The sequence below is a fragment of the Micromonospora sp. WMMD1082 genome (genome assembly GCF_029626175.1).
In the GTDB taxonomy this organism is placed as follows: domain Bacteria; phylum Actinomycetota; class Actinomycetes; order Mycobacteriales; family Micromonosporaceae; genus Micromonospora.
In genome coordinates this window covers 1,933,383-1,950,732 of sequence record NZ_JARUBM010000002.1, presented here as the reverse complement: position 1 = coordinate 1,950,732, position 17,350 = coordinate 1,933,383, and the positions used below count along the sequence as shown (strand labels likewise).

The following is a 17,350-nucleotide window of genomic DNA, read 5'->3' as shown; positions in this document are numbered from 1 at the left end:
GGGCAGTCAATCCCGTCAAGACTTCATGAAGACCTAAACTGAAGGCAGACACGAGGGAGTGTGAAGACATGGCCAAATGGGATCGAATCGCCGCAGAATGGCGCGAGAAGATTCATTCGGGAGAACTCGCGCCCGGAGCGAGACTGCCGAACGAGCAGAAGTTGAAGGCTGACTACGAAGTCAGCCTGCCTGTCGTCCGGCAAGCACTCGATGCCCTAGAGGCAGAAGGTCTGGTCGACCGTCGGCATGGTCGAGGCACCTTCGTTCGGGCACCACGGCAGCGAGTGCGACGCTCTCCGGAGCGGTACCAGTGGGAGAAGGACCGAGCCCGACTGCCCGAGTCCCAGCGACGCCGCACAGGAGCGACAGAGCGGGACACCGGACTCATCATGCAGGACCTAGAGTTTGCGGCCGAATACCGAACCGTGCCGGCAAGCGCCGAGCTGGCCCGACTCTTCAGCGTGCCTGTCGGAGCCAAGATGCTTGAGCGCACCTACCGCACAAGCTCGCGCAAGGAGAAGGTGCCACTCAGCCTCAACACGTCCTACATGGTCTACGACGTGGTTGCCGAGAACCCCGCACTGCTTGACGACAACAACGAGCCATGGCCCGGCGGAACGCAAAACCAGCTATTCACCATCGGCATCGAGCTAGACCGGATCGTTGACGAGATCACCGCACGGCCGCCTTCGGCGGACGAAGCCGAAGCCCTGAAGCTGCCACCAGGGGTGTCAGTGCTCATTCTTCGCAAGATCTCCGTCGACACCAAAGACTGCGTCGTTGAAGTCTCGAACGTCGTACTGCCCGGCGACCGCACCGAGTTCGTCTACACCACGAAGCTCGCACGGTGGTCCGAGTGAAAGTCTCCGTCATCACCCCGGTCCACCCGCCGAGCATCCCCTACCTGGTCGATGCCTACGAATCACTTCGATCGCAGGAGTTGCCGGACGGATGGGTCTGGGAGTGGCTAGTCCAGGAGGACGGGCGCACCGGCAAGGTTGCGGCTTCCCTACCCAACGACCCACGCATCCTGAGCGGGACAGGCAAACCAGGCGGTCCAGGAACCGCCCGCAACATGGCCATGGCCCGCAGCGACGGCGACCTGTTGCGAGTCTTGGACGGAGACGACCAACTCACGCCAGGCGCCCTTGCCCGCGAGATCGAGATACTTGCCAGCCAGGCCGACATCGGCTGGACCACATGCAGCGTGCTCGACCTGATGCCCGACGGATCGACGATCGGATGGCAACACGCCGACCCGCCGGATGGCACCCTCCAGCAAGGCGAGGTACTGACCTACTTCCGCGACAACGGATACCGGCTCCCGGTTCACCCCGCGACGCTGTGCATCCGACGCGAACTCGCACTTGCCCTTGGCGGATGGATGGCCCTACCCGGTGGGGAGGACACCGGCCTACTGCTCGCCGCGTCAGTCGTGACCGACGGATCCTTCATCGCGGAACCCGGGCTGTTGTACCGCAAGCACTCCGACCAGATCACCGCCCAGAGCGACTGGACCGCGACCGAAGAATGGCAGCTCCGCATGCAACTCATCGAGGCACGTGCCATCGCGTTGCAGACGCCCTTCCGCACCGCCAGCGCCTGATCCTGGAAGCCCGGCGGTTGGCCCAGACCGAACGGGAGCCGGCCGGCAGCCGGCGATGTGGTTCAAAGTTTCTGTACGTCTTCAAGGCGGCCCTGGACGGGCCGCACGCGCCGCCGATAGGGCGTCATGATCGCCCGGCCGGGGGATGGCCGGGCGATCATGCCCGGTGCCCTCGGCTGGCGCTTTTGGCGGAAACCCGGGGGCCGCCGCAGACGGGATGGGTGTGGGAGCGGTGGAGGTTCGTCGCCGGCAGCCGCCCGTGCCGCGCCGGAGCGACGCGGCGCAGGTGAGGGCACGCCCGGTCCGCGTAGGCGGGTCGCGGCGGCGACCGGTCGCGGTCACTGCGCCTCCGGCGGGGGCGCAACGACTCCAGGATGGCCGAAGATCGTCGGCCGCGGCCGCGGCCGGGTCCGTGGGCGGTTGCGGTAGGCCATCCCGCCTGCCATCGACCCGGGCGAGCCGAGCAGACCGCCGCCCGACCCGCCAGCGTCCGACCGTGCGTCAAGGTCCGCTTGACGTGGCGGGCCGGGCGGCGGCCTGCTCCCCAGACGGGCGGGTCGACGGCAGACGGGATGGGAGGTGCCACAGCTGGCTGGGCCTAACGGCCGCAGCAGACACAGCCCGAGCTGAGAGGACCCAACACCACGCGAAACTCCTCGGCCTTTGATGCTTGAACGCGCTGGTTGTCGTTGTAGAACTGGTTCACCTCGCGAAGAAGTTCTTGCCGCTGGGTGGCACTCAGGTTCAAGAATCCATTAAAAACGAACTGTACGCTGCGGTCCATCAGGCACCTCGTCTCTCCACGATCTAGAAATTCCCACACGTATCGCACTTACTGGGCTTAAACGTCGTTGGAACGACGCCACACGTTGCGCAGGCTCTGCCAAACTGCCTTAGTGCAGCATGCATGCCGCGTCGCTTTTCCTTTTCGGACAGATGCTGTCGTATATCCAAGTCGCGGCGCGCGGAGTCTTGAACCCTCATTATCTCCAACTCGTTGCGGAATCGCGCGCCCTTTGGTGGCGTCCGAGCTAATTCGGAGTAGCGTCGAGAGAGGGTGTCGTTGGCGGCCACTGACTCGTAGGTGTAGGCGAGTCGCTCAACCCAGTGCGCCATTGTTGACCAGAGGGACAGCACAAGCTGGACGCCGAGAAGGATGCTCGCGACGGCGATCATCACTGGCAGCCACGAGAGCTCTACGCCGAACGACATGATGGTGGTTCCCATCACCACCGGGATGGCGATGCCGGAGTACTGAATCCACAGAAGCTTCTTCTGGAGCCAACGTTGCCGTTCCTGGAACACGTAGGACGTGCCAAAAGCGTAGAGAGCGCTGTTCCAGCACTCCTGTCGCATCGCGTCCTCGGAGGGCAGCTCACGCTTGGAAAGCAGTTGCCCGCCACTCTCTTCCTGTGACTTCTCGGTCACGATTGCATTGTCCTGTCTGCGACTTAGCTTAGGTGGGGCGTTTCGGGGATACGACGTGAAGTGCCAGGGCGCAGGCATGGGCGTAGGCCGTGACCAGGCCGTCGGCGGCTGATTGTAAACGACGAACAACGACCACTGGTGACGACATATGCCCAGGTGGCGAGGTGTGGTCGACCCGGTAGCCAGGTCGGCTGGTGTCGCCTTACCTGTAGTTGGTGAACTGGAGGGCGACACCGAAGTCCTCGGCCTTGAGCAGCGCGATGACCGACTGGAGGTCGTCCTTCTTCTTGCCGGTGACGCGCAGTTGGTCACCCTGGATCTGGGCCTGTACGCCCTTGGGGCCCTCGTCGCGGATCTTCTTGCTGATCGCCTTGGCCTTGTCCTGGTCGATCCCCTGGATCACCTTGGCATCGATCTTGAAGACCTTCCCCGACGGGCGGGGGTCGCCGGCGTCCAACGACTTCAACGAGATGTTCCGCTTGATCAGCTTCTCCTTGAAGACGTCCAGCGCGGCGCGTACGCGCTCCTCGGTCTCCGCCTGAAGGCTGATCGCCTCCTCACCCGACCAGGAGATCCCCGCACCCGTGCCCCGAAAGTCGAACCGCGTCCCGAGCTCCTTCTCCGCCTGGCGGAGGGCGTTGTCGACCTCCTGACGGTCGACCTTGCTCACGATGTCGAAAGACGGGTTCGCTGCCATGCTCATACTCCTGCTGTCCGGCCGGTTTGTGATCTTTAGCCCCTGTTGCCCAGGGGTGCGATCCCCTGACGGTACCCGGTTGCGGCGTCGGCGGGCGGAGCCGCTATCCTTGCTTCCGCCGCCGCGCCCCGGTGCGGGGGTACGCCATGGCGGGTTGCCCGAGCGGCCAATGGGAGCGGACTGTAAATCCGTCGCGAAAGCTACAGAGGTTCGAATCCTCTACCCGCCACCAGGTGCGACAACGGCCCCCGACCAGCAGAGACGCTGATCGGGGGCCGTTCTCGTGGGTCTCACCTAGTCCCGTCCTGGCCCGCTCGATCTCGCCGGCTGTGTCGTATACGTGTCGTGAGATCGACGGGGAGCCCGGAGCGGGCGGGCGATGTCTAGGCTGCAAGCCATGATGTTCGATACCTCGCCCGACCCCCTCCGGTGAGGTTGACGGAGCTCAGTTGGCGGCCCGGGGTGCTGGGAGCCGTGTTGGACATTCATGGGGGTAGCTGGGTTGGTGCATCCCGCCTACTCTGGCAGCCGGGATGAGGGCCCCACCCACGGGTGCCGCGCCCGAGGGCGGGCGCCGGCGTGGCGGGCGGTAGTGGAGGGCGCACGATACGTCCGAGTGGATGCGCCTCTCCACAGTGCTCGATTGTCCGCAAGATCCGCTTCGCCGCCTAAGGAAGCTAATGCGAGGTTGGCCTCTTCTTCCTGCCCAGCTGCCGGCTCGTCGGCTCTGACCTGCCCGGATGGTCGACCGGTAGGTATGGTGGTGCGACGCGCGGCGACCGTTGGGCTATCACGGGCTCGGTGAACTTTCCAGCAACCGATCTGCTGTGGCACCATCGGAGGGCCCCCAACACGTACTCTCATCACCCCACCAGGAGCACCTAATGTCTGCTCAACGCTTGGGCCGGCTGCTCGGCTCCCTCGCTTTGATCCTCGGCCTGATAGTCGCGACAAGCACGGCTACTGAGAGTGAGTTCAGGACGAGTGGGGTTGACTGGCAGATGCCGACGCTGAACTCAGTGTTGCGTTGACGGGCGATCGCTCCGGGGTGGCAACCTCCGGCGCCCACTGAGACCGACGCCGCAAGGGGATCCATGACGTCTCGTCTGCGCCCTGCTCGTCGGCGGACGGAACACGCCTGGTTCATCACCGGGCCGTTGGCGCTGTGCGCGATCGTCGTCTCCTTGCTGCTCGCCGTAACGGTCGATCCCGCTCTTGGCGAGCTGCCGCTCACGCTACTGCTCACGGTGGCGATGATCGCTGCCGCCATGCCCACCATCAACATCGTGGTGCGTCGCCAGGCACTCGGCATCCTCTTCACCGAGATTCCCCTGGTCGTCGCCTTGCACCTGCTTCCGCCCCTGTCGGTGGTGGTGGCATTCACGGTCGCCACACTCGTGGTGCAGATGCGGCGGCGGCTTCTGCCGGCCAAGTTCTGGTTCAACGTCGCCCTCGCAGCCGCCGCGACATCTCTGGCCACGGTCGTCCACTACGTTCTGCCGCAGCCGGAGGGCGTGGGACCGGCCACCTGGGCCGTCCTGATGGCCGCGATCGCCACTCACATCGTGGTCGGCCTCGCCGCCATGGCGGCCGTGTTCACCGTCGTGCAAGGCTGGCCGGCCGGGCAGGAGGTGATCCGCGCCGCCCCCTCGATGCTGCTCGCCGGCGCAGTCAATCTCTGCATCGGCCTGTTGATCATCATTGCGCTGGAGAGCACCCCCTGGGCCGTGTTGCTCTTCGCCGGACTAGCCATGGCGTTTGCCCTGATCTACGGCTCGTACGCGCAGTTTCTCCGGCAGCACCGCACGCTCTCGGAGATGTACGAACTCACCAAGGCGATCAGCGAGAGCGGGTCAGACGGGAACCTCATCGACGCGTTGCTGGTGCGGATCCGCAGCCTGATGCAGGCGGAGTACGCCACCCTGTGGCTACCCGCGCAGGGCCGGCACCCGGAGGTGCTGCTGACCGCCCAGGAGGGCAAACCCGGGCTGCTGGACTCCACGCCCAGTTCGGCGGCACTGCGCGATGCCGCGATGGCGCGCCAGGAGACAGTGGTGGTGAGCCATCGTCTCGGGGGCGATCCGGAGTTGCGCGGGGCGCTCGATCCGGCGGTGGTGAAGGACGTGATCGTCGTGCCGTTGCGGTCGGGCAAGGCGGTGATAGGCACGCTGGAGGTCGCCAACCGGCTGGGCGACACCAACTTCTTCCGCACCTCGGACGTCACCGTCTTCGAGACCGTCGCGGCGCACGCCGCGGTGGCGTTGGAGAATTCCCGCCTGGTCGACCGGCTGCGGCACGACGCGTACCACGACGGGCTCACCAAGTTGCCCAACCGGCGCCGGATCCTCGGGGCGCTGGCCGAAGCGGTCCGGATCCGGGCCCCCGGCGAGGTGGTCGCGCTGCTGCTCTTCGACGTCGATCGGCTGCGGCAGGTTAACGAGTCTCTCGGTCACGCCGCGGGGGACAAGGTTCTCATCGAGGTCGCCGACCGGCTGCGCGGCTGCGTACCGTCGGCCGCGCTGGTCGGGCGGGCCGGTGGTGACGAGTTCCTGGTGACCCTGCGCCTGGAGAGCGCCGAGGCGGCGGTCGAGCTCGCCGGCCAGCTGCGGGAGCAGATCCGCGACGAGATGGTCTTCGATGCCCTCACGCTGGACGTGGACACCGCGGTCGGGGTGGTGGTGCACCCGGATCATGGGAGCGACCCGGCGACCCTGCTGCAACGGGTGGACGTGGCGGCGACCTCGGCGAAGGCGGTGCCGGGAAGCGTGCAGCTCTACAGCCCGTCGCTGGAGTCCCGGTCGCTGCGCCGGCTCGGGCTCGCCGGCGATCTGCGCAGCGCGCTCGACGGCGGCGAGTTGGAGGTCTACTACCAGCCCAAGGTGACACTGCGGGATCGCCGGCTGGTCGGGGTGGAGTGCCTGGCCCGCTGGGAGCACCCGACGCACGGCACGGTCGCCCCGGAGGACTTCGTCGCGGTCGCCGAGCACACCGGCCAGCTCGGCCGGCTCACCGAGTTCGTGCTCGGGGAGGGGCTGCGGCACAGCCGGGACTGGGCGCACGGCGGCCAGTCGCTCGCCGTCGCGGTCAACCTCTCCGCGCGTACGCTCACCGACCAGCATTTTCCGGAGCGGGTACGGGAGCTGCTGGACGAGTACGGCGTACCGGCACAACTGCTGACCCTGGAGATCGAGGAAGCTGGCGTGCTCGACGGCACCGAGCGCCCCATCCCGACCCTGCGACGGCTGCGTGACCTGGGGGTCCGGCTGTCGGTGGACGACTTCGGGACCGGTAGTTCGTCGCTGGCCCACCTGCGCCGGCTGCCGGTGCACGAGGTGAAGGTCGACCACTCCTTCGTGCAGGGCATGGCGACCGACCCGGGGGACCTGGCGATCGTCAACGCCGTCGTCACGCTCTCCCAGCAGTTCGGTCTCACGGTGGTGGCCGAGGGGGTGGAGAGCGAGCTGACCCTGGAACTGCTCCAGGACATCGGTTGTGAGGTCGGCCAGGGGTTCCTGTTCAGCCGCCCGCTGCCGTACGAGCGCCTGGAAGCCTGGTTCGGCGCCCAGGTCGACCCGGAGTCGATCTCCAACAGTGAGCTGCCGCGCCTGCGCGCGGTGCCCTGAGCTGGGCGTGCGCCACCGGTGGGGATCCGATTTCACCAGCACGGTGGGGCCGTGTAGTCTTACCTCTGCGCGCCACCAAGTGGATCGTGCAGGCCCCCTTAGCTCAGTCGGCAGAGCGTCTCCATGGTAAGGAGAAGGTCTACGGTTCGATTCCGTAAGGGGGCTCAAGGGTCCGGCTGGGCCCACCGCGGCGGTGTAGCTCAGATGGCAGAGCAAGCGGCTCATAATCGCTGTGTCGCCGGTTCAAGTCCGGCCACCGCTACTCTCGTCCGCCTCGGAGGATCTCCGTGGCCGGTGGGACGGGCGCCACAGGCGCCCACTTTGCGTGTTCGACCAGGTGGCGCGTAGTCTCTAGCGCCGTAGTTGTATCCGTTAGCGAGGAAGGCACTCCGCCGTGGCGAAGGCGACCGATGTCCGGCCGAAGATCACTTTGGCGTGTGTGGAGTGCAAGGAGCGCAACTACATCACGCGCAAGAACCGCCGTAACGACCCGGACCGCATCGAGCTGAAGAAGTTCTGCCCCCGGGATGGTCGGCACACCGTTCACCGCGAGACGCGCTGAACCAGCCCGGGCCGATCGGCCCGGCTCCGCACGTATCACGATCGCCGGTCCGGACGGACGGCGCGGCCCCGAGCCGTCGCCCACCGCTCGGATCGGCGATCGTGCTGTGCGTGTAGGTTCGCGGGCATGTCCCTGGACCACTCCTTTGTCGGCCGGACCTATCCGCCGACCGCCCCCTATCAGGTGGGCCGCGAGAAGATCCGTGAGTTCGCCACGGCGATCGGCGCCGCCGATCCCGCCCACCACGATCCGGAGGCCGCCCGCGCGCTGGGCCACCCGGATGTGGTCGCGCCGCCCACCTTCCCCGTGGCGCTGACCATGGCCGCCAGCCGTCAGCTCATCGAGGACCCGGCGCTTGGCATCGACTACAGCCGGGTCGTCCACGGCGACCAGCGGTTTGCGTACCACCGGCCGGTGGTGGCCGGCGACGAACTCGTTTGTGTCAACACCGTCGAGGACATCACCAGCCGGGGCGGTCACGAGTTCCTGACCACCAGGACCGACGTCAGCACGACCGCCGGCGAGCCGGTGGTCGCGGTCTGGTCCAAGCTCGTCGTACGCGGGGAGGCCTGACATGGATCTGCCCACCCAGACGTTCCGGGTGACCCGGGCGGACCTGGTCCGCTACGCCGGTGCCTCGGGCGACTTCAACCCGATCCACTGGAGCGACCGGTTCGCCACCAAGGTCGGTCTGCCCGGCGTGATCGCCCACGGCATGCTGACCATGGCGCTCGTCGGCCGGGCCGTCACCGCCTGGGCCGGCTGGCCCGACGCGGTGGTCGACTACAACGTGCGGTTCACCCGTCCGGTGGTGGTTCCCGACGACGACACCGGCACCGAGATCGTGGTGACCGCGGTGGTCCGCGAGGTGACCGAGGACGGTCTGACCAGGCTCGACATCACCGCCACCTGCCTCGGTGAGAAGGTGCTCTCGCAGGCGCGGGCGACCGTGCGTATGCCGGGCTGACCGGGCCCGCACGGCGGGTCGGGTGGACCGGTTGGGAAAGTCGGGTCGGTACCCGTACACTGGTCCGCCGTGGGGCAAGTGACCCCTGCCTGGTCCTGTGGCCTGGTGGGGCGAGCGTTGCCGCACAGGGGTGTAGCTCAATTGGCAGAGCAGCGGTCTCCAAAACCGCAGGCTGCAGGTTCAAGTCCTGTCACCCCTGCGCCTCAGGCCTGACCGTTCCGTGGGTCGCGCCGCCTTTCGGTGGCGCCCGGCCCGTGGTGGTGGCATCGGCAGGGAGGTTCCGAGGCATCGGGCCCACCCGGTCGATCCGCCGGCCGCGGCCCGTCCCGGGACGGTTGGTCCGGCCGGCGTGACCAAGCGCCGCGCACGCGCACCGCGTGCGACACCGACATCCCGCGACGGAGGGCGAAGTGGCCGACAACAAGCGGCGCGGCGGGGACGCCGACGACGACGACCGCCTGAACGACGACGTCGTCAGTGACGCTGCCGACGACGCCACCGACGCGGAGGAGCCGGTCGCCGGGGGCGGCACCGCCACCCGCGAGCGGTCGAGGACGCGCACCGAGGGCGACAGGGTGGGCCTGTTCGGCCGCATCGCGCGTTTCGTCCGCGAGGTCGTGGCTGAACTGCGTAAGGTCATCTGGCCGACCCGCAAGGAGCTGCTGACCTACACGGGCGTGGTGATCGCGTTCGTCGCGGTGATGCTGACGATCGTGGCCCTCCTCGACTACGCCTTCGCCAAGGGCGTGCTGTGGGTCTTCGGCAACCCCAGCTGACCGGCTGACTGTGCCGATAGTGACGGAAGTGAGCGAGCGTGCCTGAGTACGACGAGACCGCCGAGACACCGGACGAGCAGTCCACGGTGGCGACGGCGGCTGGTGACGAGTCGGTCGAGGCCGCCAACGAGCCGGAGTTCGCCATGACCGAGCCCGAGCCCGACGAGGACTTCGACCCGGTCGCGGAGCTGCGGCAGAAGCTGCGCTACGCGCCGGGTGACTGGTACGTGGTGCACTCGTACGCCGGCTACGAGAACAAGGTCAAGACCAACCTCGAAACCCGGATCACGTCCCTCGACATGGAGGACTACATCTACCAGGTCGAGGTGCCGACCCGGGAAGAGGTCGAGGTCAAGAACGGAAAGCGTTCCCAGGTCCAGGCCAAGGTCTTCCCCGGCTACATCCTGGTCCGGATGGAGCTGACCGCCGAGTCCTACTCCTGCGTGCGCAACACTCCGGGGGTCACCGGCTTCGTCGGTGCCACGGACCGGGCCGACCGCCCGGCGCCGCTGAGCCTCGACGAGGTGCTCAAGTGGCTGGCGCCCGCCGTCGAGACCGAGCAGAAGAAGGCCAAGCCGGAGATCAAGGTCCTCGACTTCGAGGTCGGTGACTCGGTGACGGTCACCGACGGCGCCTTCGCCTCCCTGCCGGCCACGATCAGTGAGATCAACGCCGACCAGCAGAAGCTCAAGGTGCTGGTGTCGATCTTCGGCCGGGAGACCCCGGTGGAGCTGAACTTCAACCAGGTCGCCAAGATCTGATCTGCCGACCGCTGGCGTCGGGGAGATCCCGTCGCCAGCGGTCGCTGTCGTTCTGCCCGGTTCGCCCGTCCGGTCACCTCCGTGGGCGGGCCGATCCTGGCCTGCGCTACCCTAGAACGTCGCCGCTGTCGTCCCGCGCTGACCGTGCGCGCCCCGACGGCGGTGTCGTGTGAACATTCCCAGCTCCAAGCCCCAGGAAGAGACATGCCTCCGAAGAAGAAGCTAGTCAAGACGTTCACGCTTCAGCTGCCGGCGGGCCAGGCCACTCCGGCGCCGCCGGTCGGCCCCGCGCTCGGTCAGCACGGCGTGAACATCATGGAGTTCTGCAAGTCGTACAACGCGCAGACCGAGTCGCAGCGGGGCGACATCGTTCCCGCCGAGATCAGCGTGTACGAGGACCGCACGTTCACCTTCGTGCTGAAGACCCCGCCCGCCGCCCGGCTGCTGATCAAGGCCGCCGGCGTGCAGAAGGGCTCGGGCGTCCCGCACACGCAGAAGGTCGGCTCGGTGACCCGCGCCCAGCTGCGTGAGATCGCCGAGAAGAAGATGGCCGACCTCAACGCCAACGACCTCGACCAGGCCGAGAAGATCATCGCCGGCACCGCCCGGTCGATGGGTCTGAACGTCACCGACTGACGCCGGCCACCACCGAACCGTACGGATCGTGGGAGGGCACGCGAGCACCGCGGCCCGCCAGAGACCACAGGAGTAGACAGAAGATGCAGCGCAGCAAGGGCTACCGCAAGGCCGCCGAGGCCATCGACCGGTCCAAGCTCTACACCCCCTCCGAGGCCGTCAAGCTGGCCAAGGGGAGCACCTCCGTCAAGTTCGACGCCACGGTCGAGGTCGCGATGCGCCTCGGCGTCGACCCCCGCAAGGCGGACCAGATGGTCCGCGGCACGGTCAACCTGCCGCACGGCACCGGGAAGACCGCCCGCGTGATCGTCTTCGCCGCCGGCGCGAAGGCCGAGGAGGCCGTCGCCGCGGGTGCGGACGAGGTGGGCACCGACGAGTTGGTCGCCCGGATCCAGGGCGGCTGGCTCGACTTCGACGCGGCGATCGCCACGCCGGACCAGATGGCCAAGATCGGCCGGATCGCGCGGATCCTGGGCCCGCGCGGTCTCATGCCGAACCCGAAGACCGGCACGGTGACCATGGATGTCACCAAGGCGGTGTCCGACATCAAGGGCGGGAAGATCACCTTCCGGGTGGACAAGCACTCGAACCTGCACCTGATCATCGGCAAGGCCTCCTTCTCGGAGGCCCAGCTGGTCGACAACTACGCGGCCGTCCTCGACGAGGTGCTGCGGGCCAAGCCGTCCGCCGCGAAGGGCAAGTACCTCAAGAAGGTCACCCTCACCACCACCATGGGGCCGGGCGTACCGGTCGACCCGAACGTGGTGAAGAACCTGCAGGAGGGCTCGGCCGAGGGCTGAGCACGACCTCCGCGAAGGGCCCCGCCACTCGTGGCGGGGCCCTTCGCGCTCTGTGCAGTGCGGAGTGGGCGGGCCCACTCCGCACTGATTTGGCGCAGCAGGTGGCGTCACGTACGCTTCGTAGCGTCGTACATGTTGTATGTATGAGGTTCCACCCAGAGACCGCTGGTCACCGTGCTCCGGCACGGTCGAAGGTTCCGCGAAGACGGGCGACCCGCGCAGGGCGGCAAGCGAACATCGGCAGCGTCCTGTGGTCCGCCGACCACGGTGATCTCCGCCGGCCTCGCCCCGAGCGCCCTGCGCCGGGGCTTTTCTGTTGCCGCGCCACCTCCGCCATCGTCACAGGCGATCGCCTGCGGCGGTGACCAGCCTCGAGCAACGAGAGAGGAGGGACATGGCGGACAAGCCGATCCGGGCCGACAAGGCCACGGCCGTCGCTGAGCTGACCGACAGCTTCCGCAGCGCGGGTGCCACCGTGCTGACCGAGTACCGCGGTCTGACGGTTTCCCAGCTGACCCAGCTGCGGCGCTCGCTCGGCAAGGAGTCGACCTACACGGTCGCCAAGAACACGCTGGCCAAGCGTGCTGCGGCGGACGCGGGCATCTCCGGCCTCGACGAGCTGTTCACCGGTCCTACCGCGCTGACTTTCGTTTCGGGCGACGTCGTCGAGGCGGCGAAGGGGCTTCGCGACTTCGCGAAGGCCAACCCGAAGCTCGTCATCAAGGGCGGCGTCTTCGAGGGCAAGGCCATTTCCGCGGCCGAGGTCACGAAGCTCGCCGACCTGGAGTCCCGTGAGGTGCTGCTGGCCAAGCTGGCCGGTGCGATGAAGGGCAACCTGAGCAAGGCCGCGGCCCTGTTCCAGGCCCCGTTGTCGAAGACCGCCCGCCTGGCGGCTGCCCTGCAGGAGAAGCGCGAGAAGGAGGGCGCCGAGGCGGCCTGAGGCCGTACGGCGTCACCACGTTCTTAGGTAAATCATTCAGGAAAGGACGCCAGACATGGCGAAGCTCAGCACTGACGAGCTGCTCGACGCGTTCAAGGAGATGACGCTGATCGAGCTCTCCGAGTTCGTGAAGCAGTTCGAGGAGACCTTCGAGGTCACCGCGGCCGCTCCGGTCGCCGTGGCCGGGGCTGCCCCGGTCGGCGGTGGCGCCGCCGCCGAGGCCGAGCCGGAGAAGGACGAGTTCGACGTCATCCTCGACGCCGACGGTGGCAAGAAGATCCAGGTCATCAAGGTCGTGCGCGAGCTGACCGGCCTGGGCCTCAAGGAGGCCAAGGACGCGGTCGAGTCCGCGCCGAAGGCCATCCTGGAGAAGGTCAACAAGGAGACCGCCGAGAAGGCGAAGGCCAAGCTGGAGGGCGAGGGCGCCAAGGTCACCCTCAAGTGACCTGAGCCCCACCTGGCCGTCCCGGCGTACGTGAGTCGGGGCACACCACGTCGCGGCGGGCGGCGATCCGACACCTGGATCGCCGCCCGCCGTGTTGGTGGACCCGCCGGCAGTGGGCATGAGCGAGCGCAGCGAGCGAATCCATCGAGTACAGCGCCGTGGTGCCTCATGGCGGCACGGAGCGCAGCGGAGTGCCGTCATGAGCAGGGGCGTCGAGACGGGTGCCCGGCCCGTCGACGGTGCCGGCGGACCGCCCGCCGGCGGGAAAGAGCGCCTGATGGCAACAACGGGCCTTGACGCGGCCCTGGGCTGCCAGGCACGCTGACATCAGCAAGACCTTCCGCGCTTGCGACGGCCACCGCGCGGGTAAGTGCAGCGGCAGCACCACCGCCGCTGAGAGACCCGAGCGGCCCGGCAGGAACGTTGCGTTCCGAGCGGCCCGGTGCGACCCGTTCAGAGGGTCCCGAGGCGCGTTCCGCAACTACCTGCGGGGTGGGCTGGACAGCGGTTAGCCTCTCGGCTACACTGCTAGTTTGCGCTGCCTTCCGACTTGACCCCTGCTCGGAAATGTCCGTTTGTGGATATTTTCTGGTGGGGTCATTGGAGTGCACGCGTACCAGCCGTTCTGCAGCACCGGTCCTCGGAAGGACGCATCTTGGCAGCTTCCCGCCCTGCGAAGACCAGTCGTACGTCGAGCGCATTCGCTCCCCGCCGAGTTTCCTTCGGTCGGATCACCGAACACCTCGAGGTCCCCAACCTCCTTGCCATCCAGAACGAGTCCTTCGACTGGCTCGTCGGCAACGAGGGTTGGCAGGGCCGGTCGGCGGATGACCCGCACGCACGCTCGGGTCTCGCGGAGATCCTCGACGAGATCAGTCCCATTGAGGACTTTTCCGGCACTATGTCGCTCTCCTTCTCGGCGCCGCGCTTCGACGAGGTCAAGGCCTCGATCGAGGAGTGCAAGGAGAAGGACCTCACCTATTGCGCACCACTGTTCGTGACCGCGGAGTTCACCAACAACACCACCGGCGAGATCAAGAGCCAGACGGTGTTCATGGGTGACTTCCCGATGATGACGCCGAAGGGCACCTTCATCATCAACGGCACCGAGCGCGTGGTGGTCAGCCAGCTCGTCCGGTCGCCGGGCGTCTACTTCGACAAGCAGCCGGACAAGACCTCCGACCGCGACCTCTCCAGCGTCAAGGTCATCCCGAGCCGGGGTGCCTGGCTGGAGTTCGACATCGACAAGCGCGACACGGTCGGCGTACGCATCGACCGTAAGCGTCGGCAGGCCGTCACGGTGCTGCTCAAGGCCATCGGATGGTCGGCCGAGCAGATCCGTGAGAAGTTCGGCTGGTCCGAGCTGATGATGACCACGCTCGAGAAGGACCACATCGCCGGCCAGGACGAGGCGCTGCTGGACATCTACCGCAAGCTGCGCCCTGGCGAGCCGCCGACCCGCGAGAACGCCCAGACCCTGCTCGACAACCTCTTCTTCAACCCGAAGCGGTACGACGTCGCCAAGGTCGGGCGGTACAAGTTCAACAAGAAGCTGGAAGTCGACGTGCCGATCACCACCGGCACGCTGACCGAGGACGACATCGTCGCCACCGTGGAGTACCTCTGCCGGCTGCACGCCGGTGAGGAGGGCTACGAGGCCGACGACATCGACCACTTCGGCAACCGGCGGCTGCGTACGGTCGGCGAGCTGATCCAGAACCAGGTTCGGGTCGGCCTGTCCCGGATGGAGCGCGTCGTCCGCGAGCGGATGACCACCCAGGACGTCGAGGCGATCACGCCGCAGACCCTGATCAACATCCGCCCGGTCGTCGCCGCGATCCGGGAGTTCTTCGGCACCTCGCAGCTGTCCCAGTTCATGGACCAGACCAACCCGCTGGCGGGCCTGACCCACCGGCGCCGGCTGAGCGCGCTCGGCCCGGGTGGTCTGTCCCGGGAGCGGGCCGGCTTCGAGGTCCGCGACGTGCACCCGTCCCACTACGGCCGGATGTGCCCGATCGAGACGCCGGAAGGCCCGAACATCGGTCTGATCGGCGCGCTGTCCACCTTCGCCCGGGTCAACCCGTTCGGCTTCATCGAGACGCCGTACCGGAAGGTCATCGACGGTCGGGTCACCGACCAGATCGACTACCTGACCGCGGACGAGGAGGACCGCTTCGTCAAGGCGCAGGCCAACGCGCCGCTGAAGGCCGACGGCACGTTCGCCGAGGACCGCGTCCTGGTCCGGCGTAAGGGCGGCGAGACCGAGGACGTCCCGCCGGCGGCCGTGGACTACATGGACGTGTCGCCGCGGCAGATGACCTCGGTCGCGACCGCGATGATCCCGTTCCTCGAGCACGACGACGCCAACCGCGCCCTGATGGGTGCGAACATGCAGCGCCAGGCGGTGCCGCTGGTCAAGGCCGAGTCCCCGCTCGTCGGCACCGGCATGGAGTACCGTGCCGCGGTCGACGCCGGTGACGTGGTCGTGGCCGAGGTCGGTGGCGTGGTCGAGGACCTCTGCGCCGACTACATCACCGTCCACCAGGACGACGGCCACCGCCGGACGTACCTCCTGCACAAGTTCCGCCGCTCCAACGCCGGCTCCTGCGTCAACCAGAAGCCGGTCGTCTTCGAGGGCGACCGCGTCGAGGCCGGCCAGGTCATCGCCGACGGTCCGTGCACCGACGAGGGCGAGATGGCGCTCGGGCGCAACCTGCTCGTGGCGTTCATGACCTGGGAGGGGCACAACTACGAGGACGCGATCATCCTGTCGCAGCGCCTCGTGCAGCAGGACGTGCTCACCTCGATCCACATCGAGGAGCACGAGGTCGACGCGCGGGACACCAAGCTCGGTCCGGAGGAGATCACCCGCGACATCCCGAACGTCAGCGAGGAAATGCTCGCCGACCTCGACGAGCGCGGCATCATCCGGATCGGCGCCGAGGTCGTCCCCGGTGACATCCTGGTCGGCAAGGTCACGCCCAAGGGCGAGACCGAGCTGACCCCGGAGGAGCGGCTGCTCCGCGCGATCTTCGGTGAGAAGGCGCGTGAGGTTCGGGACACCTCCCTGAAGGTGCCGCACGGTGAGACCGGCACGGTCATCGGCGTGCGTACCTTCTCCCGGGAGGACGGCGACGAGCTGCCGCCGGGCGTCAACGAGCTGGTCCGGGTCTACGTCGCCCAGAAGCGGAAGATCCAGGACGGTGACAAGCTCGCCGGCCGGCACGGCAACAAGGGCGTCATCTCCAAGATCCTTCCGGTCGAGGACATGCCGTTCCTGGAGGACGGCACCCCGGTCGACATCGTGCTCAACCCGCTGGGTGTGCCGAGCCGGATGAACATCGGCCAGGTGCTGGAGACGCACCTGGGCTGGGTGGCCAAGACGGGCTGGAAGGTCGAGGGCGGGGACGCCGACTGGAAGCGTCAGCTCCAGGGCATCGGCGCCGACGAGTCCGAGCCGGACACCAACGTGGCCACGCCGGTCTTCGACGGTGCCCGCGAGGAGGAGATCTCCGGTCTGCTGGCGTCGACCCTGCCCAACCGGGACGGCAAGCAGCTGATCGGCTCCTCCGGCAAGGCGCAGCTGTTCGACGGGCGCTCCGGCGAGCCGCTGCCCGACCCGATCGCGGTCGGCTACATCTACATCCTGAAGCTCAACCACCTGGTCGACGACAAGATCCACGCCCGGTCGACCGGCCCGTACTCCATGATCACGCAGCAGCCGCTGGGTGGTAAGGCGCAGTTCGGTGGTCAGCGCTTCGGCGAGATGGAGTGCTGGGCGATGCAGGCCTACGGTGCCGCGTACGCCCTGCAGGAGCTGCTGACGATCAAGTCCGACGATGTTCTCGGCCGGGTGAAGGTCTACGAGGCCATCGTCAAGGGCGAGAACATCCCGGAGCCGGGCATCCCGGAGTCGTTCAAGGTGCTGCTCAAGGAGCTGCAGTCGCTCTGCCTCAACGTCGAGGTGCTCTCCAGCGACGGCGTGGCCCTGGAGATGCGCGAGACCGACGACGAGGTGTTCCGGGCGGCGGAGGAACTCGGTATCGACCTGTCCCGGCGCGAGCCGAGCTCGGTCGAGGAAGTGTGAGGTAGGTGGGTGGGTCTGGGGC

General features: G+C 67.4%; 16 protein-coding genes and 4 tRNA genes. 17 read left to right on the top strand and 3 right to left on the bottom strand.

The window, feature by feature from the left end; genetic code table 11:
* Positions 1 to 68 precede the first annotated feature (68 nt).
* Both O7615_RS09205 and O7615_RS09200 read left to right on the top strand, forming a co-directional pair.
* The gene (locus O7615_RS09205; protein WP_278176949.1) at positions 69 to 860 is read left to right on the top strand and encodes a GntR family transcriptional regulator; all 792 of its coding nucleotides are present in this window, start codon (positions 69 to 71) and stop codon (positions 858 to 860) included.
* Positions 857 to 1,606 (top strand): glycosyltransferase family 2 protein, encoded by a 750-nt coding sequence (locus O7615_RS09200; RefSeq protein WP_278176948.1) that lies wholly within the window; start codon positions 857 to 859, stop codon positions 1,604 to 1,606. The genes O7615_RS09205 and O7615_RS09200 overlap by 4 nt, the downstream gene beginning before the upstream one ends.
* A 598-nt stretch (positions 1,607 to 2,204) precedes the next feature.
* Here O7615_RS09200 and O7615_RS09195 read toward each other — a convergent pair.
* From O7615_RS09195 to O7615_RS09185, 3 genes are all read right to left on the bottom strand, one after another.
* The gene (locus O7615_RS09195) at positions 2,205 to 2,390 is read right to left on the bottom strand and encodes a hypothetical protein (RefSeq protein ID WP_278176947.1); all 186 of its coding nucleotides are present in this window, start codon (positions 2,388 to 2,390) and stop codon (positions 2,205 to 2,207) included.
* Between the two features lie 23 nt (positions 2,391 to 2,413).
* Complete coding sequence (locus O7615_RS09190; protein WP_278176945.1) at positions 2,414 to 3,034, bottom strand: mobilome CxxCx(11)CxxC protein; 621 nt, start codon at positions 3,032 to 3,034, stop codon at positions 2,414 to 2,416.
* A 202-nt stretch (positions 3,035 to 3,236) separates the two neighbouring features.
* Entirely contained in the window at positions 3,237 to 3,731 is a 495-nt protein-coding gene (locus O7615_RS09185; protein ID WP_278176944.1) for a YajQ family cyclic di-GMP-binding protein, read from the bottom strand.
* Positions 3,732 to 3,879: 148 nt separating this feature from the next.
* On the opposite strand from O7615_RS09185, the gene O7615_RS09180 reads away from it, so the two are divergent.
* The 15 genes from O7615_RS09180 to O7615_RS09110 all read left to right on the top strand — a co-directional run bounded on the left by O7615_RS09180 (position 3,880) and on the right by O7615_RS09110 (position 17,328).
* Positions 3,880 to 3,963, top strand: a tRNA-Tyr gene (locus O7615_RS09180).
* An 862-nt stretch (positions 3,964 to 4,825) separates the two neighbouring features.
* The gene (locus O7615_RS09175; RefSeq protein WP_278176943.1) at positions 4,826 to 7,354 is read left to right on the top strand and encodes a bifunctional diguanylate cyclase/phosphodiesterase; all 2,529 of its coding nucleotides are present in this window, start codon (positions 4,826 to 4,828) and stop codon (positions 7,352 to 7,354) included.
* 92 nt (positions 7,355 to 7,446) lie between these two features.
* Positions 7,447 to 7,519 (top strand) — tRNA-Thr (locus O7615_RS09170).
* Between the two features lie 24 nt (positions 7,520 to 7,543).
* Positions 7,544 to 7,616 (top strand) — tRNA-Met (locus O7615_RS09165).
* A 132-nt stretch (positions 7,617 to 7,748) separates the two neighbouring features.
* A complete protein-coding gene (gene rpmG, locus O7615_RS09160; RefSeq protein ID WP_007073056.1) occupies positions 7,749 to 7,916 on the top strand; it encodes a 50S ribosomal protein L33 in 168 nt (55 codons plus the stop codon).
* A 126-nt stretch (positions 7,917 to 8,042) separates the two neighbouring features.
* A complete protein-coding gene (locus O7615_RS09155) occupies positions 8,043 to 8,489 on the top strand; it encodes a MaoC family dehydratase N-terminal domain-containing protein (protein ID WP_278176942.1) in 447 nt (148 codons plus the stop codon).
* 1 nt (position 8,490) lies between these two features.
* Entirely contained in the window at positions 8,491 to 8,883 is a 393-nt protein-coding gene (locus tag O7615_RS09150; protein WP_278176941.1) for a MaoC family dehydratase, read from the top strand.
* Between the two features lie 126 nt (positions 8,884 to 9,009).
* A tRNA-Trp gene (locus O7615_RS09145) sits at positions 9,010 to 9,082 on the top strand.
* Positions 9,083 to 9,293: 211 nt separating this feature from the next.
* Positions 9,294 to 9,659: a preprotein translocase subunit SecE gene (gene secE, locus O7615_RS09140; RefSeq protein WP_278176940.1), complete on the top strand. Its 366-nt coding sequence runs from the start codon at positions 9,294 to 9,296 to the stop codon at positions 9,657 to 9,659.
* A 38-nt stretch (positions 9,660 to 9,697) separates the two neighbouring features.
* Positions 9,698 to 10,420: a transcription termination/antitermination protein NusG gene (gene nusG, locus O7615_RS09135; protein WP_278176939.1), complete on the top strand. Its 723-nt coding sequence runs from the start codon at positions 9,698 to 9,700 to the stop codon at positions 10,418 to 10,420.
* 204 nt (positions 10,421 to 10,624) lie between these two features.
* Positions 10,625 to 11,056: a 50S ribosomal protein L11 gene (rplK, locus tag O7615_RS09130; protein WP_278176938.1), complete on the top strand. Its 432-nt coding sequence runs from the start codon at positions 10,625 to 10,627 to the stop codon at positions 11,054 to 11,056.
* Between the two features lie 83 nt (positions 11,057 to 11,139).
* On the top strand, positions 11,140 to 11,856 hold the full coding sequence (gene rplA, locus O7615_RS09125; protein ID WP_278176937.1) for a 50S ribosomal protein L1: 717 nt from the start codon (positions 11,140 to 11,142) through the stop codon (positions 11,854 to 11,856).
* Positions 11,857 to 12,250: 394 nt separating this feature from the next.
* Positions 12,251 to 12,796, top strand: a complete 546-nt coding sequence (gene rplJ, locus O7615_RS09120; RefSeq protein WP_278176936.1) for a 50S ribosomal protein L10 — start codon at positions 12,251 to 12,253, stop codon at positions 12,794 to 12,796.
* 55 nt (positions 12,797 to 12,851) lie between these two features.
* Positions 12,852 to 13,241, top strand: coding sequence for a 50S ribosomal protein L7/L12 (gene rplL, locus O7615_RS09115; protein ID WP_278176935.1), 390 nt, complete (start codon positions 12,852 to 12,854; stop codon positions 13,239 to 13,241).
* Between the two features lie 655 nt (positions 13,242 to 13,896).
* Entirely contained in the window at positions 13,897 to 17,328 is a 3,432-nt protein-coding gene (locus tag O7615_RS09110) for a DNA-directed RNA polymerase subunit beta (RefSeq protein ID WP_278176934.1), read from the top strand.
* Positions 17,329 to 17,350 lie beyond the last annotated feature (22 nt).

Bases quoted from the DNA above. Each gene is read 5' to 3' on its own strand.
- O7615_RS09205 (WP_278176949.1), top strand. From the start codon at position 69: ATGGCCAAATGGGATCGAATCGCCGCAGAATGGCGCGAGAAGATTCAT.
- O7615_RS09195 (WP_278176947.1), bottom strand. From the start codon at position 2,390: ATGGACCGCAGCGTACAGTTCGTTTTTAATGGATTCTTGAACCTGAGT.
- O7615_RS09185 (WP_278176944.1), bottom strand. From the start codon at position 3,731: ATGGCAGCGAACCCGTCTTTCGACATCGTGAGCAAGGTCGACCGTCAG.
- O7615_RS09175 (WP_278176943.1), top strand. From the start codon at position 4,826: ATGACGTCTCGTCTGCGCCCTGCTCGTCGGCGGACGGAACACGCCTGG.
- O7615_RS09155 (WP_278176942.1), top strand. From the start codon at position 8,043: ATGTCCCTGGACCACTCCTTTGTCGGCCGGACCTATCCGCCGACCGCC.
- O7615_RS09150 (WP_278176941.1), top strand. From the start codon at position 8,491: ATGGATCTGCCCACCCAGACGTTCCGGGTGACCCGGGCGGACCTGGTC.
- rplK (WP_278176938.1), top strand. From the start codon at position 10,625: ATGCCTCCGAAGAAGAAGCTAGTCAAGACGTTCACGCTTCAGCTGCCG.
- rplA (WP_278176937.1), top strand. From the start codon at position 11,140: ATGCAGCGCAGCAAGGGCTACCGCAAGGCCGCCGAGGCCATCGACCGG.
- rplJ (WP_278176936.1), top strand. From the start codon at position 12,251: ATGGCGGACAAGCCGATCCGGGCCGACAAGGCCACGGCCGTCGCTGAG.
- rplL (WP_278176935.1), top strand. From the start codon at position 12,852: ATGGCGAAGCTCAGCACTGACGAGCTGCTCGACGCGTTCAAGGAGATG.